This window comes from Peribacillus sp. Aquil_B1 (genome assembly GCF_022603275.1).
Classification (GTDB): Bacteria; Bacillota; Bacilli; order Bacillales; family DSM-1321; genus Peribacillus.
The window spans coordinates 2206416-2222032 of the sequence record NZ_JAKXEE010000001.1 but is presented as its reverse complement, the minus strand read 5'-3'; the positions used below and the strand labels follow the sequence as shown (position 1 = coordinate 2222032).

General features: G+C 40.4%; 11 protein-coding genes. 5 read left to right on the top strand and 6 right to left on the bottom strand.

Annotation, left to right across the window (positions count from 1 at the left end; translation table 11 throughout):
• Nucleotides 1-12: 12 nt before the first annotated feature.
• From MPH60_RS10890 to MPH60_RS10875, 4 genes are all read left to right on the top strand, one after another.
• On the top strand, nt 13-2391 hold the full coding sequence (locus MPH60_RS10890) for a xanthine dehydrogenase family protein molybdopterin-binding subunit (RefSeq protein ID WP_241588716.1): 2379 nt from the start codon (nt 13-15) through the stop codon (nt 2389-2391).
• Between the two features lie 141 nt (nt 2392-2532).
• A complete protein-coding gene (locus MPH60_RS10885; RefSeq protein WP_241588715.1) occupies nt 2533-3807 on the top strand; it encodes an MFS transporter in 1275 nt (424 codons plus the stop codon).
• A 118-nt stretch (nt 3808-3925) separates the two neighbouring features.
• The gene (locus tag MPH60_RS10880) at nt 3926-4975 is read left to right on the top strand and encodes an XdhC family protein (protein WP_241588714.1); all 1050 of its coding nucleotides are present in this window, start codon (nt 3926-3928) and stop codon (nt 4973-4975) included.
• On the top strand, nt 4968-5582 hold the full coding sequence (locus MPH60_RS10875) for a nucleotidyltransferase family protein (RefSeq protein WP_241588713.1): 615 nt from the start codon (nt 4968-4970) through the stop codon (nt 5580-5582). The genes MPH60_RS10880 and MPH60_RS10875 overlap by 8 nt, the downstream gene beginning before the upstream one ends.
• A 156-nt stretch (nt 5583-5738) precedes the next feature.
• Here MPH60_RS10875 and MPH60_RS10870 read toward each other — a convergent pair whose 3' ends face one another.
• Nucleotides 5739-6452: a GntR family transcriptional regulator gene (locus tag MPH60_RS10870; RefSeq protein ID WP_241588712.1), complete on the bottom strand. Its 714-nt coding sequence runs from the start codon at nt 6450-6452 to the stop codon at nt 5739-5741.
• 499 nt (nt 6453-6951) lie between these two features.
• Between MPH60_RS10870 and MPH60_RS10865 the strand changes: the two genes are divergently transcribed.
• The gene (locus MPH60_RS10865; RefSeq protein ID WP_241588711.1) at nt 6952-7947 is read left to right on the top strand and encodes a D-cysteine desulfhydrase; all 996 of its coding nucleotides are present in this window, start codon (nt 6952-6954) and stop codon (nt 7945-7947) included.
• A gap of 159 nt (nt 7948-8106) precedes the next feature.
• On the opposite strand, the gene MPH60_RS10860 is transcribed toward MPH60_RS10865, so the two are convergent.
• From MPH60_RS10860 to MPH60_RS10840, 5 genes are all read right to left on the bottom strand, one after another.
• A complete protein-coding gene (locus MPH60_RS10860; protein ID WP_241588710.1) occupies nt 8107-9738 on the bottom strand; it encodes an amidohydrolase in 1632 nt (543 codons plus the stop codon).
• Nucleotides 9739-9781: 43 nt separating this feature from the next.
• Nucleotides 9782-11125 (bottom strand): APC family permease, encoded by a 1344-nt coding sequence (locus tag MPH60_RS10855; RefSeq protein WP_241588709.1) that lies wholly within the window; start codon nt 11123-11125, stop codon nt 9782-9784.
• A 98-nt stretch (nt 11126-11223) separates the two neighbouring features.
• Nucleotides 11224-12834, bottom strand: a complete 1611-nt coding sequence (locus tag MPH60_RS10850) for an amidohydrolase (RefSeq protein ID WP_241589032.1) — start codon at nt 12832-12834, stop codon at nt 11224-11226.
• Nucleotides 12835-12867: 33 nt separating this feature from the next.
• Nucleotides 12868-14211 (bottom strand): APC family permease, encoded by a 1344-nt coding sequence (locus MPH60_RS10845; RefSeq protein WP_241588708.1) that lies wholly within the window; start codon nt 14209-14211, stop codon nt 12868-12870.
• Between the two features lie 490 nt (nt 14212-14701).
• Nucleotides 14702-15565, bottom strand: a complete 864-nt coding sequence (locus MPH60_RS10840; protein ID WP_241588707.1) for a MerR family transcriptional regulator — start codon at nt 15563-15565, stop codon at nt 14702-14704.
• Between the last annotated feature and the right edge of the window lie 52 nt (nt 15566-15617).

Below are 15617 nucleotides of genomic sequence, written 5' to 3'. Positions count from 1 at the left end.
GAGGGAACATGCATGACAAAATACGTTGGCCAAAGTGTTAAGCGGAAGGAAGATTATCGTTTGGTTACAGGTACAGGGGAATTCGTGGGAGATATCCGAATGGCAAATATGGTTGAAGCAGTCTTTGTCCGCAGCACACATGCACATGCCGCAATTAAAGGAATTGATATCTCTGAAGCTCAGGCATTGGATGGGGTGCATGCCATTCTCACGGGAAAGGATATAGATGGGATCATAAAGCCTCTTGTCCAATTTGAATCACATTGTGCTTTGCCTCCCAATCTGAAGGAAGCGATCAATCCCACTATCCATTATTGCTATGAAGATGTCCTGGCCAAGAATAAGGTGATGTATGTAGGGCAGCCCATTGCAGTCGTCGTTGCAGAAAACAGGTATGTGGCCGAAGATGCAGCCGATTTAATAAAAGTGGAATATGAAACGTTACAAGTGGTTGTCGACCCATTCAAGTCAATGGATAAAGGAGCACCCTTGATTCAAGAGCATTTACAGAATAACGTACAGTCAAATTTCCATGTTACGACAGGAAATGCTGAACAGTCGCTTAAAGATGCAGATCAAGTTCTGAAGGCAAGAATCCAAACGCCAAGAGTTTCTTCCAACCCGCTCGAAACGAGGGGAGTAGTTTCCACCTATGAAAACCGTACAGATCAATTGCATGTATATTCGTCCACTCAACTTCCTTTTGAAATTAGAACTTATATTGCTAGATCACTGGGGTTGGTTGAACAGCAAATCAGGGTGACAGCACCTGACGTAGGTGGTGGTTTCGGACCAAAAGGTGGGGTTCACCCAGAAGAAATCATGGTTCCATATCTCTCCAAGTTATTGAAGAGACCAGTTAAGTGGATTGAGGACCGTCTGGAACATTTGACAAGTGCCCGCCATTCACGGGATCAAATCCATGATGTTGAGGTTGCTTATAATCTGGATGGCACTATTTTGGGAATTAAAGATCACTTCATCATTGATAGTGGCGCTGTCAATTATTTCGGATTAACATGTGCCTACAATAGTGCCTACCATCTAAGGGGAGCCTATAAGATTCCAAACTATGATGTTACTTGCCAGATTGTCTTAACGAATAAAACACCGAATGTCCCATTTCGGGGAGCAGGGAGACCAGAGGTCGTTTTCGTAATGGATCGAATCATCGATATGGTCGCTAGAAAGTTGAAAAAAGATCCAGTGGAAGTAATGCGAAAGAACATGATTCAAGCGGAGGATATGCCCTATGACCAAGGGATTTTGGTTAAAGATGGTGCAAAGCTGATTTATGATAGCGGAGACTACCCCGCTGCACTGGATCAAGGTTTGAAAATGGTCGATTACAAAGAATTTAGAGTAAGGCAAAAAGAGTTGAAGAAGCAAGGAAAGCTAGTCGGTGTCGGCATTTCCAGTTATGTAGAGGGCACCGGTGCAGGTCCATTCGAAAGTGCCTATGTCACGGTTGATGGTTCTGGACAGGTTGTTGCCTACCTTGGAGCATCCCCACAGGGGCAAGGTCACGAAACTGTATTCTCCCAAATCTGTGCGGATGAATTAATGCTTAGCCCAAAAGAAATTACAATAAGGGTCGGGGATACAGCGAACTTGGCCTTTGGTGCCGGAACGTACGCAAGCCGGAGTGCAGTAAATGCTGGATCTGCGATTCAAATTGCTTCAGCGAAATTAAGGGAAAAAGTATTGGCGGTCGCAGCGGCCATGCTTGAAGTTGAATCCTCTGATTTACAAATGGAAAATGGTAAAGCCTTTGTTAAGACCGACCCTGAAAAATGTGTGAACTTTAAGGAAATTGCGGAAGCGGCACGTCCAGGAAACAGATGCAAGGTGCCGGTTGGTATGGAACCAGGCCTGCAAGTCACACATTACTTCGTTCCGCCCACCGTTACTTTTTCATCGTCCGTCCACATTGCCATGGTGGAAGTGGATAAGGAAACTGGTTTTGTCGAGTTGAAGGGATATAGTGTGGTTCATGACGCAGGAAAGGTCATCAATCCAATGATCGTGGATGGTCAAGTGCAGGGTGGCATAGCCCAGGGGATTGGTGCAGCTCTATATGAAGAAGTCATATACGATGAGAAAGGCCAACTTTTGACGGGATCTTATATGGATTATTTATTGCCGACTTCAATGGAGATCCCGACTGTTGAAAAGTCCCACCAAGAATTCCTCTCTACCCGAAATCCACTTGGAATCAAGGGAGTAGGTGAAGGAGGAGCCATTTCCCCGCCTGCAGCCATAGCGAATGCTGTCGTCGATGCGCTCTCACCATTAGAAATCACGATCAATCAATTGCCCATTAGCCCAAGTAAACTCCGTAATTGGATAAAAGAAGCGGAAACGAAAAAGTGCAAAATCGAAATAGGTTAAAAAGTTCAATTAGCGATTTAGAATTCATTGTTGATGGAAAATGCCCTATGCCATGACAGAAGAACAGACGAGCATGAAAATGGAAGTGTAAATAGGGGATTACACTAGTTACGACATTTCATGATAATAGGGGCTGATTTTTTGAATAATTTAAATCCACAATTGCATGATGCATCGGGCAAAATGACGAATGCCCGTTGGTTCTTTACGGCTTTTCCTTTGCTTGTTCTTTTCACTGTTTCCATGATGGATAAGGCAAATATTAATATTTTGCTAGCCAACAAGCCTTTTCTAACTGATTTGGGCATTGATGGTAACTTAGTGAAAGGTACGCTTAGCAGCATATTTTTAGTGACTTATGCTTTTGGTCAATTGGCTTGGGGCTTCATCGTCGATAAGATAGGTGCACTACGCAGCGGTTTCATCGGCATAGCCCTGTGGGCTTTTGCGATGGTTTTAGGTGGAATGGCCGATTCCATCAGTGCGATTTTATGGTCCAGGGCCATTTTGGGAATCGGTGAAGGAGTCCTGTATCCAATGGCATTGAAATTAACTTCAAGCTGGTTCCCGCAGAATGAACAAGCAAAGGCACAGACAACCTGGTATAACGGAAATGCGATAGGACCAGTTCTGGGGCTTCCGCTAATAGCGATTATAGCGTCCACATATGGCTGGAGGGAAAGTTACTTTATTCTTGCGGCATTATCTGTCTTGTGTTTGATCTTATTTGTAATCATGACAAGAGATAATCCAGCTAAGCATTATGCGGTTAATTCAATGGAATTAAACTATATACAAAGTAATCAAAAAGCTGGGAAAACTTCAACCGCAAGTAAAGGCAATGTTAAAGCGGTTCTTTCGAGTCCGATGTTCTGGATCTTAACGATTGTATATTCTTGCATTTCCATTGCTTATTACGGGATTTCGACCTTTTTACCAAGTTATTTGACAGAAGAAAAAGGGATTGCTTTTGTTAATTCAGCTGTTATAAATGCAGGTGGATTTGCATTAGCCATTGTTGTACAAATGGTGGCGGGGTTTCTCTCCGATCGTTTCATGAAGAGGGCGATTTTTGTAGGCGGGGCATGCGGTCTTATCATCGTTTTCATGCTTTTCTCACTTTTCACTACAAATAGCTCAGTGGCGGCCGTCTTGAGCATTTTATTGATAGGTCTTCTGTTTATGCCAGCTGCCTTGACCATGACCATGCTTCACCGAGTCGCTTCACCCGAGGTTATGGGGAGCATCAGCGGGGTTTTCGGCTGTGTATCGTATTTAATTGCAGCTCTTGGGCCCATGGTTGTCGGTTTATTCAGTCAAATGAGCGGTTCATATAATGGCGGGTTCATTGCCCTTCTCTGTTTTGTTGCCCTCTCCCTTTTCTTAAGTGTTTTCTTAGTCAGAAAAGGATATTAGTGCTCTGATGTAAATCATTGAAAATGAATAATGGGGGAGAAACAAATAGGTCATTTTCTATTTGTCTCCCTTTTTCTGCTTCCAAATGTGAATACCAGATTTAGAGGAGGGGTTAGGGATGTCAAGGTTACAAGAATTTAAAGATGTGTTGGAGAATATAAGTTCCGCATGGGAGCGGCATGAAAAGGCAGCCATGGTCATGCAGATAGGTGTCAAGGGTTCAGCATACAGACTTCCAGGTGCAAAAATGATGATGGCAACGGACGGTCGTATGTTTGGTACGATAAGTGGCGGGTGTTTGGAAAGCGATTTATATGGCTGGGCGGAAAAAGCTATGGAAACTAACACTTTCGTTACCCACCAATATGACTTAAGTGAGAATGAAATTTGGGGGTTGGGAATAGGATGCAAAGGTAAATTGGATATATGTATCCTCCCTATTGAGCCAAATGACGAATTCTGGATGATGACAAATCAAATTGTCCAGAAAGGTCATAAATTCACGATGGTATTGGATGTATCCACCGGTAAAGGTCTAATCGTCGATAAATATGGTAACCTCATTGGGAATCCTGGAGGTATACCATCTGAAGTCGTTGAAAAAGCAAGGATGGTAATGGATACACAAACTCGAGCGGAATTGATGGATCTGAAGGGAAAACGATATCTAATTGATGCAATAAAACCCAGTGAGCATTTGATTATTGCCGGGGCTGGCAGGGATGCTGTTCCAGTGGTCGAATTAGCAGCAAAAGCTGGGTTTTCCGTAACGGTATTGGATTCACGTAAGAATTTCAATAATGATCGCTTGTTTCCTTTAGCTACTAATTTGCAAAAATGCCCAGATGAAATAGACCCTTCTGAATTAACTGGATCATGGTGGGTAGTCATGAATCATATCCAGTCCTTGGATGAGAAAACCTTACAAGTGGCTTTGGAAAGTGACCCTCGATATATCGGGGTGCTTGGCCCGATCTCCCGTACCACGGAAATGCTTAATACAATTGGAGAAGACTTCAACAGCGGTCCGATCCACTCACCAATTGGTTTGGATATCGGTGCTGAAACGATGGATGAAGTTGCAATAAGTATTGTGTCGGAATTGATGTCGGTTAGAAATGGAAGAATTCCCGCACCCTTGCATGGAAAAGTGAAAATTCATGCCTAAAATAGGTGCGATTATACTTGCGGCAGGCATGTCGGTTCGAATGGGAGAACCGAAACTGTTACTTCCTTTACGGGGCAAACCTCTATTTCGTCATGTCATGGATTCTATCCATGGCAGTTCCATGCAGCCCATCTATTTGGTTGCCGGTAAATATATGGAAGAAATCCGGCAACATAGTGAAGATTATCCAGAATTGAAGATTATTCATAATCCGAATTATGCAGATGGATTGTCCACTTCTCTAAAACTTGGAGTTCAATCCATTAAAGAACATGTGGATGCAGTCATGATCTTCCTTGCGGATCAGCCCCTTATTTCCCTTGAAGTCATTCAAGCTTTAATTGAAAAATATAAAGAGTGTAAAGACGAAGGAGTACGGATCGTCCGGCCAGAATATAAAGGAGAGGTAGGACATCCGATACTAGTGGATGCAGTAATACTCAAAGAATTCCATTCAATAAAAGGTGATCAAGGTGGTAAAAACATCATCAAAAAAAATGATGAGGTGACTGAGACCGTTTCTTTTGACAATTCGATGTTGGGCTTTGACATTGACACGCCTGAAGACTTCTTTAAAGTGAAGCTGCATTTGGATTCAATTCATTGAAATGACATGAGTAATCCTGGTCGGAATTTCGAGCGGGACGGCAGAAAAAAAGAGTGAAGGCCAAATAACTCCCGAATCGTTCGAAATGCTGCCTGATATAGTAAAAGGGTCCCTACAATTGCGGTATTCGCAAAAAGGAACCCTTTTATGTGAATTTTATTGTGATACACGTTTTATGTAATCGAGGTAATAATCATAGTTTTTTTGGATATGGATTGTATTGATCTTTATTGCTTTTTCTGCATCTTTGTCACGAATGGCTTGGATTACCTGTAAGTGCTCGTTGTTTCGTTCCTCATACCAAGATTTATCAACCATTGTAACATCTTCATTACGGGCGGATAAAAAGGAAATTCGAAAAGAAAGCCATAATGAATCCGTAGTCTTTTGGAGAAAGGTATTTCCCGAGTAGGAATATAATAAGCGGTGAAATTCAATGTTTGCACGGCTTGCAGCTATTCTGTCATTACTATTAATTGCCTGCTGCAGTTTATCCGTTGCCCATTCCAGTTTTTTTAATTCCTCTTCCGTAATTCCTTCACAAGCTTTTTCTATCGAATAGTTTTCGAGCATTTTCCGGATTTCCAATTCCTGCTGTAAAAGTTCAATATCCACATTGGATATGACCATCCCGATACCAGGTTTCACCTGAAGCAAATTTTCCTGTTCCAATTTCCTCAAAGCTTCACGAACCGGTGTACGGCTACAATTGAATTGCTGGGCAATATCATCTTCCGTTAAACGGTCCCCGGGTAAAAATATTCCTTCAATAATCGCATTTTTTATAACAAAAAATATAGCTTCCCTTAAGGGCTTAGAAGAATAATGTTCTATTTGTTCTGTAATATATTGATAGTGATTGGTTTCCATGGTGCTCCTTTCTAAAATCCAATTATATACAAGTATATTTATTTTATCTTAAAAAATGATTTAAGTCATTTCAATGCTTCATACTTTTGATTATTTATACAATTCAATGTGGCGAGACCATTTCTGTTGCGGCACAACTAATGATATAGAAAAGGAGGGGGATGTGGTCTATGAAACTATTATAACCAAAGACTCTCACAAGGCTATCTGTCCTTATTGGCAAGGGGAAAAATTCAGGGAAGCCCCCATCCATGCTGAAATTGGGGAACTGCTGATACTTTTGTTATATAATCAACGGTTGATATGCCTCACATTGCCTTGATGAATGATGTATATGGGGATTTTTTTTACAGATAACCATGCAAGAAGTGAGATTCATGTTGCTCGATTTCATAAAAATGCTATGATTGAAATCGAAGATTATACTAAAGAAATGAATACATCAGATTGATATTTTCATTTCTTTAATATACATAGAGGATACAGGAGGAGCTTTAAAATGAATTTAGCACAATTTCCTAGAAAGAGATATACACCGACATATACACCAATTGAGAGGTTAGATCATTTTTCTGATGTTCTTGGTGGACCATCCATTTACGTCAAACGTGATGATATGCTTGGTTTGACGGCTGGGGGAAATAAAACAAGAAAACTGGAATTCCTTGTTGCCGATGCATTGGAAAAAGGTGCGGACACGTTGATTACATGTGGGGGCATTCAGTCAAATCATTGCCGCTTGACACTGGCTGCTGCGGTTAAAGAGAAAATGAAATGCATCCTTGTGTTGGAAGAGGGACTTTCAAAAAATTCAGAGCCGGATTTTAACGGTAACTATTTTCTCTATCATTTATTGGGGGCTGACCAAATTATAGTTGTACCTAATGGAGCGGACTTAATGCAAGAAATGCAGAAAGTGGCTAAAGAGGTAACAGGGAAAGGACACCGACCTTACATCATTCCTGTTGGGGGATCCAACGTCATTGGTGCAACCGGATACGTTGCATGCGCTCAGGAGATCTTGGCACAGTCCTTTGAGCAAGGGATTGATTTGAAAGCAGTTATTTGTGTAAGCGGCAGTGGGGGAATGCATGCTGGCTTGGTGGCAGGTTTTCATGGAAATCAAAGTGGAGTGTCAGTAATTGGAATAAACGTAAGCAGAGGAAAAGCGGAGCAAGAAGAGAAAGTTTTTCAGCTTGTTAAAGAAACTTTAACACATATCGGCATTCCAAATTCAATTCCTCGTGAAGCGGTTACGTGTTTTGATGAGTATGTCGGGCCGGGTTATGCTTTGCCAACACCTGAAATGGTGGAAGCAGTCAAGCTCATGGCAAGAACGGAAGGGATATTGCTGGATCCGGTATATACGGGTAAAGCGGCAGCGGGACTCATTGATTTAATACAAAAAGGCACATTTAAGCCGGAGGATAACATCTTATTCATTCACTCTGGTGGTTCTTCATCTTTATATGCCAATACTTCTCTATTTAATTGAAGCACTCATCATGCAGGTGGCCTAATCCCACTTTTTTCAATAAAATAGGCATGGCTATTAAGCGAAATACATATGTCTAACGCATTGGTTGCGGAATAGACGATTGTCCATGGACAAAAGAGGATTCTACAGTTGTAGAATCCTCTTTTAATGATTATATTACTTGTTGATTAAAGACGCCGTATGATCAAAAACTACTTTTCCATCAACGATCGTAAGCTGTACCTTTGTATTAGGAATTTCTTCTGCTGGTACTTCAAAGAGGTTTCGTTCTAATACTATGATATCAGCAAGTTTTCCTACTTCTAATGTACCCAGTTCCTCATCTCTAAAAGTACCATAAGCGGATCCGGCTGTATAAGCTTTCAATGCCTCGGACAGTGTGATGCACTCATGTGGATGCCATACCGTTTCACCGCTGCTGTCGATTCTCGTTATTGCACGATAGATTTGCAGAAGCGGATCAAGGGAATCGATTGGGAAGTCGGTTCCGAATGCCAATTTCGCACCGGCTTCTTGCAATGTTTTAATCGAGAAAACATGCTTTTCTCGTTCTTTACCAATTCGCTCGGTGTATACACCTCTTTCGGACATCGCAAAGTGATCTGGCTGCATTGAAGCTGTCACGCCCAGCTCTTTGAACCGATGAACATCTTCAGGATGGATCACTTCAATGTGTTCAACAGAATGACGCGAATCTCGTTTACCATTTGTCTTTTGCGCTTCCTCATAGGCATCTAAAGCAAGGCGAATCGCTCCGTCGCCAATGGCATGAAAACGAATGCTAAAGCCCTCTTTATCTGCATCAACGACCCATTTTTTGATCGTTTCAGGAGGGAACGAAGATTCACCGCATGTTTTCGGTTGATCAGCATAAGGCTCAAGTAAGTAAGCGGTACGGGCCGTAATGACGCCATCGATAAATTGTTTCAGTCCTGCCACACGAAGTTTATCCGATTGAAATGTATCTCGTAATTGTTTGACACGTTCAAGATTGCCATTTAAAGCCGGCCATAAATGAATACGTGCTGTCAATTCTCCATTGTCTTCAAATTCCTTGAAAACATCATAATCATTAAGCATTTCCAATGCTTCTATAGCAAATAAGTCGTGGACGGATGTTACTCCTAAACTAGCCGCATGAACGAGGAAATTCGTGAAAAGTTCTCTCTTTTGTTCTTTAGTAAAATCATAGGCATGGAGGATAACCGAATCCATTGCTTTTTCGTATAAAAGGCCATTGGGTTCTCCAGTTTCGTCTTTTCCAATAAATCCATACGAAGGGTTTTCCGTATGTCGGGTAATATTTGCGATTTCAAGTGCCTTTGAATTTACCCATGCGTAATGACCTTCGGCGTGAAACATAAGCACCGGACGATCGGGAAGAATACGATCCAATGAATACCGATTCGGTAATTGCTGCGAATCCCAATATCCCGCATCCCATGAAGCGCCGATTATCCATGGATCTTGCGGACGTGATTCGGCAAATTCACGAATCATTTCCAATGCTTCTTCTTCTGAACGTGCTGAGAATAAGTTGGCACTATTCATCGAAACAGCCCCATCCATCATGTGAAGATGGAAATCATGAAAACCCGGTATAATTAATTGGTCATTATATTGATAGATTTTCGTATTCTCGCCTGAATAAGATTTAACCTCCTCCACAGTACCAATCGCAATGATTTTGTTGTCCTTAATCGCAATTGAGGCGGGCTCAGGTTGATCATTAAGACCTGTAAATACAGCATTACTTGAAATGATCACATCAGCTAGTTGTTGATTCATTATCAATCATTCCTTTCAATTCCATAGAGTAGCTTCCTTATTATTAAGCTTGTTCAATGGCAAGCTCAGGAGGCGGTTGTCTAAACATTTTCGTAAGATTTAAAAGATACATAAATCCGATCGCAAACCAAGTTCCTCCTAGTATTAGCGAATAGATATCCAACTTTATCCAAAAGAAACCTGTCAGAGAAGCACCAATTAACGGAATAATAAGGTACCGAATTGTCCCCATTAAGGAACGCTGCTTTTTTCGGATATAATAGTGAGCGATAACCGAAAGATTAACGAAAGTAAAAGCGAATAATGCACCAAAATTTATAAGAGATACGGCAGTCGTAAGACTTATGAATAGAGCGCTTAAAGCAACGACACCTATAATTAATATGTTGAATACAGGTGTACGAAATTTAGGAGAAAGATATCCGAATATTTTGGCAGGAAGTACACGTTCACGTCCCATTGCATATAAAATACGTGAAGCACTTGTTCCCGACGCAATAGCTGATGAAAAACTTGACATGATTCCTTCAGCAAGCATATAACTTATTAAAAAGTTACCCCCGATATACATGGCAATTTCCATATAGGCAGATTCCGGGGCTTTAAATGATTGGTAGTCTGGCCAGACAAGCTGTAAAAAATAAGATCCGATAAAATAATATAATCCACCAATGATCGTTACAAGATAAATAGGCCTGGGTATAGATTTTCGAGGGTTTTTCGTTTCTTCAGAAAGAGTTGTTACTGCATCAAATCCTAAAAAGGAAAAGCATAAAATAGGGATTATGGACATGAAGCCCTGCATATTTATATTTGGATCAATAAAAGGAAGGATCGAAAAAAGCGTTCCTGCTCCTTGACCATTTAAAAGACCCTTCAATGAAAAAATCGTGAACAACGCAAGTGTTCCGAATTGCAAGAATAGAAGACCCATATTAAGCTTAGCCGCTACCTTAATACCAAGAATATTTATAATCGTAACCGTGGCGATAAAGAGAACAATCCAAATGTACATAGGAATCAAAGGGAAATAGGCCTTCATTGCAATTCCTAACAATAGCGCACTAATCATAGGACTGAACATATAATCCAGTATGATTGTCCAACCTACGAGAAAACCAATGTGAGGACTTAGGGATTTTTGCGTAAACGTATAGGCAGCACCAGCATTTGGAAAGGCTTTTACCATTTGCGCATAGCTGTATGCTGTAAATAACATAACGATTAAGGCAACGATATAAGCAGTTGTAATCATCCCGTTCGTGCTTTGAACAGCTACTCCATATGTTGAAAACAAAGTAGTTGGAGCCATAAAGGCCAAACCAAAAAACACAACATTTTTTAATGGTAGTGAACGCTTAAGAGTTGGTGAGTTTGTATTATTCATATATCAGTCCCCCGTATTTAATTGGCTACATCAATATAAAGTGAACATTAGGTGATAAAGACGCCTTTAAGTGGAGCTTCTTAATATCAAGCCGTTTATTAATGCTCCAGAATATCATAAACTACTTTTCCATCCACGATCGTTAACTGTACCTTTGTATCTGGTATTTCTTCCACGGGTACTTCAAAGAGATTTCGCTCTAAGACTACAATATCTGCAAGCTTACCTACTTCCAGAGTCCCTAATTCCTGCTCTTTAAATGCTCCGTAAGCGGGTCCGACTGTATAAGCTTTCAATGCTTCGGCAAGAGTGATGCGCTCATGTGGATGCCATGACGTTTTTCCACTGCTGTCGATTCTCGTTACTGCACGATAGATTTGTAGAAGCGGATTGAGGATATCAATTGGGAAGTCCGTTCCAAATGCCAAATTCGCTCCGGCTTTTTGCAATGCATTAATCGAGAAAACATGTGTTTCACGTTCAGTACCAATGCGCTCGGTGTAAACTCCTCTTTCTGACATCGCCAAGTGGTCTGGCTGCATCGAAGCTGTTACTCCAAGCTCTTTGAAACGATGGATATCATCTGGATGAATCACTTCAATATGTTCGACGGAATGCCGTGAATCTCGTTTACCATTTGCCTTTTGCGCTTCCTCATAGGCGTCTAAAGCAAGACGAATCGCTCCATCTCCAATGGCATGAAAACGAATGCTAAAGCCCTCATTATCGGCATCAACGACCCATTTTTTGATCGTTTCAGAAGGGAATGACGTTTCACCGCGTGTTTCTGGCTGATCCGCATAAGGCTCGAGTAAATAAGCCGTCCGGGCGGTAATGACGCCATCGATAAATTGTTTCAGTCCTGCCACACGGAGTTTATCCGATTGATAAGTCTCTCGTAGCCGTTTAGAGTACTCAAGATCGCCATTTAAAGCAGGCCATAAATGAATGCGCGTTGTTAATTTATCTTTTTCTTCAAATTCCTTGAAAACATCTAGAGATTCTATGTTTTTTAAACCATGTAAGTCATGGACAGCAGTCACCCCTAAGCTTGCTGTGTGTGCCAAGAAATTAGAGAAGATATCATTCTTCTGTGACTTTGAAAAATTAAATGCATGTCGGATAACCCCATCCATTGCTTGTTCATATAACATGCCATTGGGTTCTCCATTTTCGTCTCTTCCTATAATGCCATAAGAAGGATTTTCCGTATGACGAGTAATATTTGCAATCTCCAATGCTTTCGTATTCACCCATGCATAATGTCCTTCAGCGTGAAACATGAGTGCTGGCCGTTTAGGGAGAATGTGATCCAATGAATGGCGAGTCGGTAACTGCTGTGTATCCCAATAACCTGCATCCCATGTAAATCCGATTACCCATTGATTTTCCGGTTTTGACTCAGCGAATTCAGATATCATATCCAGCGCTTCATCTTCTGAACGAGCTGCGAACAGATTGACACTACTGAGGGCAACGGCACCTTGCATAATATGAAGATGGAAATCATGGAATCCCGGCATTATTAATTGGTCTTTAAACTGATAGATTTTCGTGTGCTCACCTGCGTAATGTTTAATTTCTTCCTCAGAACCAATCGCAACGATTTTGTTGTCGTTAATAGCAATGGAAGCGGGTTCAGGTTGGTCGGAAAGACCTGTAAATACAGTTGTGCTTGAAATAATTATGTCAGCTAGTCGTTGATTCATCATCCATCATTCCCTTCTTTTATAGTTCTATTATCAAGCCTCTTCAAAGGCAAGCTCAGGAGGCGGTTGTCTAAACATTTTCGTTAAGTTTAATAGGTAAATAAATCCGATAAGCAGCCAAGTTCCACCTAGTATTAATGAATGTTTATCTAGTTTTATAAAAAACAATCCGATTAATGCTGCACCAATAAGCGGAATAATCAAATATTGAATCGTTCCTTTAAAGGACCTCTGTTTCTTTTGGAAATAATAGTAAGAAACAACCGAAAGATTCACAAAGAAAAAGGCAAATAACGCTCCAAAACTAATAAGCGATACGGCTGTCGTTAGATTTAAGAAAAGAGCACTTAACGCAACAACACCTATGAGTAAAATATTGAATACCGGTGTCCGGTATTTCGGGGAAAGATAGCCGAAGATTTTTTTCGGCAATACATTTTCCCTTCCCATCGCATACAAAATACGAGAGGCACTCGTTCCCGATGCAACGGCTGAAGCAGTGGTAGAAGTTAGTCCTACTGCTACAAAGAAGCTCACAAAAATGTTTCCGCCGATATACATCGCAACCTCTAAATAGGCGGATTCAGGGTTATTGAAAGAATGAAACTCCGGAAAAATTAGTTGTGCAAAATAAGAACCTGTGATAAATAAAAATCCGCCGATAATCGTTATGAAATAAATCGCTTTTGGCAACGTTCTCGTAGGATCCTTCGTCTCTTCTGATAATGTAGTTACTGCATCAAAGCCTAAAAAGCTAAAACATAGTATAGGGATGACAGATAGAAGAGTGGGTACGCTAATCTCAGAATCATAAAAGGGAAGAGTTGAAAATAATGACCCTGCACCTTTACCTGCAATAAGCCCTTTAATGCACAAAATGAAAAATAGTGCAAACAATAAAAATTGCAAGAAAAGCATATACGCATTAAGTTTCGCAGCCAATTTAATGCCAAGGATGTTGACAGTCGTAATAACCACAATAAATAAAATGATCCAAACAAACATCGGAAGTGATGGAAAATATGCTTTCAATGAAATTCCGACGATAAGGGAGCTGATCATCGGGCTAAATATATAATCAATGATGATTGTCCAACCGACGATAAACCCAATATGTGGACTTATTGATTTTTGCGTAAACGTATATGCTGCACCTGCATTAGGAAACGCTTTCACTAATTGAACATAGCTATAAGCTGTGAATAACATGACAACTAAAGCAATAGCATATGCCGTTGGCATCATCCCGTTGGTACTGTGTACAGCAACCCCATATGTTGAGAAAAACGTTTTTGGAGCCATGAAAGCCAATCCGAAAAAGACGACATACTTCAAAGTAAGAGTACGTTTAAGAGTTGCTGAATTCGTATTTTCCATAAATCAATCCTCCTTGTGAATGTATTGCTAACGATCGATGGATAAAATTCATTAAAGCGCACATTATGAATAGATAGAATATTCCTAATATTGAATTTGGAATTCCGCATATTTTCAGGTAATGGAAAAAAGTATCTACTTGTGAGCGAAACAGCTGCCATGGCTGGATGGCATTTAAGCGTTTTCATAATTTCTCTTTAGTGCTTTTCCTCTAATTGGACGCATAGAGGAGTTGGAAATGCAGAGTAGGAAAACGAAACAACACTATCAAAACGGATTGTCTTTTTTGATTTTAATCTTTAATAAATGGCATCACTCCTAGTACAAAATTATTTTTAAATAATGCTTGCTATTTCATTTAGGAAAGCATCACTCCATTCAGTATGTATAAATCCATTATAAAGTCTCGACTAACACCAGAGTAAACAGTGAATATACAAAAAAAACAGCCCTGAAATGATAATACTTTCATTTCAAAGGCTGTTTATTGCTAGTTTACTTTATCTTGAATCGGAATTTGTATTTCATAATAAGCTTCATCATATTGATCAGTCAGAGAAACGTCAACCTGCATGATTCGAAAGGCATCACCGGTAATAACATAGTCATGAGTATCGCAATAGTGGAGTAGCTTTTTTAGCTGTGTTAGCATTTTCTCCCTTGTGAGTCCTCCATAATAGGAACATAAAAATAGCCCTTTTTCAATTTTTTGGGTTGGTTGCTCTGACTCTCCATCCTGAACAAGAATGAATAATTGAGATTGAAAGGCACTTAGGTTACCGTTACAGTCAGATGACTGACGGATTTTATCAAAGTACTCTTTCTTGATGAAATCTCCAAATTTATTGCTGGCCAAAGCAGGAATGATTCCGCCAATCCTGTTTTCGAGCTCCAAGAAACCAAGATACAGATTTTCTGTATCCCCCCAACTTACAGGCCTGGCTAGCTGGATGTATTCCCGTTCGTCAAATTGTTTTATCACGATATCCGAATTCCTGTAACTGTTTGTGAAATGTTCAATATTGTATAATCGTGTCATCAATATATTATGGATATCTTGCAATTTTTTAATTTCTTCCTGTATATTGGCCATTGATTCTTTAAGTGATTGAACCGACTTTTTGACATTGCGATTCGTAAGAAATTGCTTGATTTCCCCTAAGGAAAGACCGATTCCCCTTAATTCTTTTATCGTTCCGAGAACTTCATACTGGGAAATGGAATAATAACGATAGCCAGTTTCAGGGTCAATATGATAGGGCTTTAGCAATCCAATTTTATCGTAATGCCGCAATGTATCTACCGTTACGCTTCGTAACTTCGCCATTTCACCTATACTCAGCTTATTTTGCATGGCTTTATCTCCTAACCAACACTGAATTTATCTATTTTGTAAATGATACCCC

What these genes read in the sequence shown, in the direction of transcription:
- MPH60_RS10855 (WP_241588709.1), bottom strand. Translation starts at nt 11,125, where the DNA reads ATGAATAATACAAACTCACCAACTCTTAAGCGTTCACTACCATTAAAA.
- MPH60_RS10865 (WP_241588711.1), top strand. Translation starts at nt 6,952, where the DNA reads ATGAATTTAGCACAATTTCCTAGAAAGAGATATACACCGACATATACA.
- MPH60_RS10845 (WP_241588708.1), bottom strand. Translation starts at nt 14,211, where the DNA reads ATGGAAAATACGAATTCAGCAACTCTTAAACGTACTCTTACTTTGAAG.
- MPH60_RS10870 (WP_241588712.1), bottom strand. Translation starts at nt 6,452, where the DNA reads ATGGAAACCAATCACTATCAATATATTACAGAACAAATAGAACATTAT.
- MPH60_RS10875 (WP_241588713.1), top strand. Translation starts at nt 4,968, where the DNA reads ATGCCTAAAATAGGTGCGATTATACTTGCGGCAGGCATGTCGGTTCGA.
- MPH60_RS10840 (WP_241588707.1), bottom strand. Translation starts at nt 15,565, where the DNA reads ATGCAAAATAAGCTGAGTATAGGTGAAATGGCGAAGTTACGAAGCGTA.
- MPH60_RS10850 (WP_241589032.1), bottom strand. Translation starts at nt 12,834, where the DNA reads ATGAATCAACGACTAGCTGACATAATTATTTCAAGCACAACTGTATTT.
- MPH60_RS10890 (WP_241588716.1), top strand. Translation starts at nt 13, where the DNA reads ATGACAAAATACGTTGGCCAAAGTGTTAAGCGGAAGGAAGATTATCGT.
- MPH60_RS10860 (WP_241588710.1), bottom strand. Translation starts at nt 9,738, where the DNA reads ATGAATCAACAACTAGCTGATGTGATCATTTCAAGTAATGCTGTATTT.
- MPH60_RS10880 (WP_241588714.1), top strand. Translation starts at nt 3,926, where the DNA reads ATGTCAAGGTTACAAGAATTTAAAGATGTGTTGGAGAATATAAGTTCC.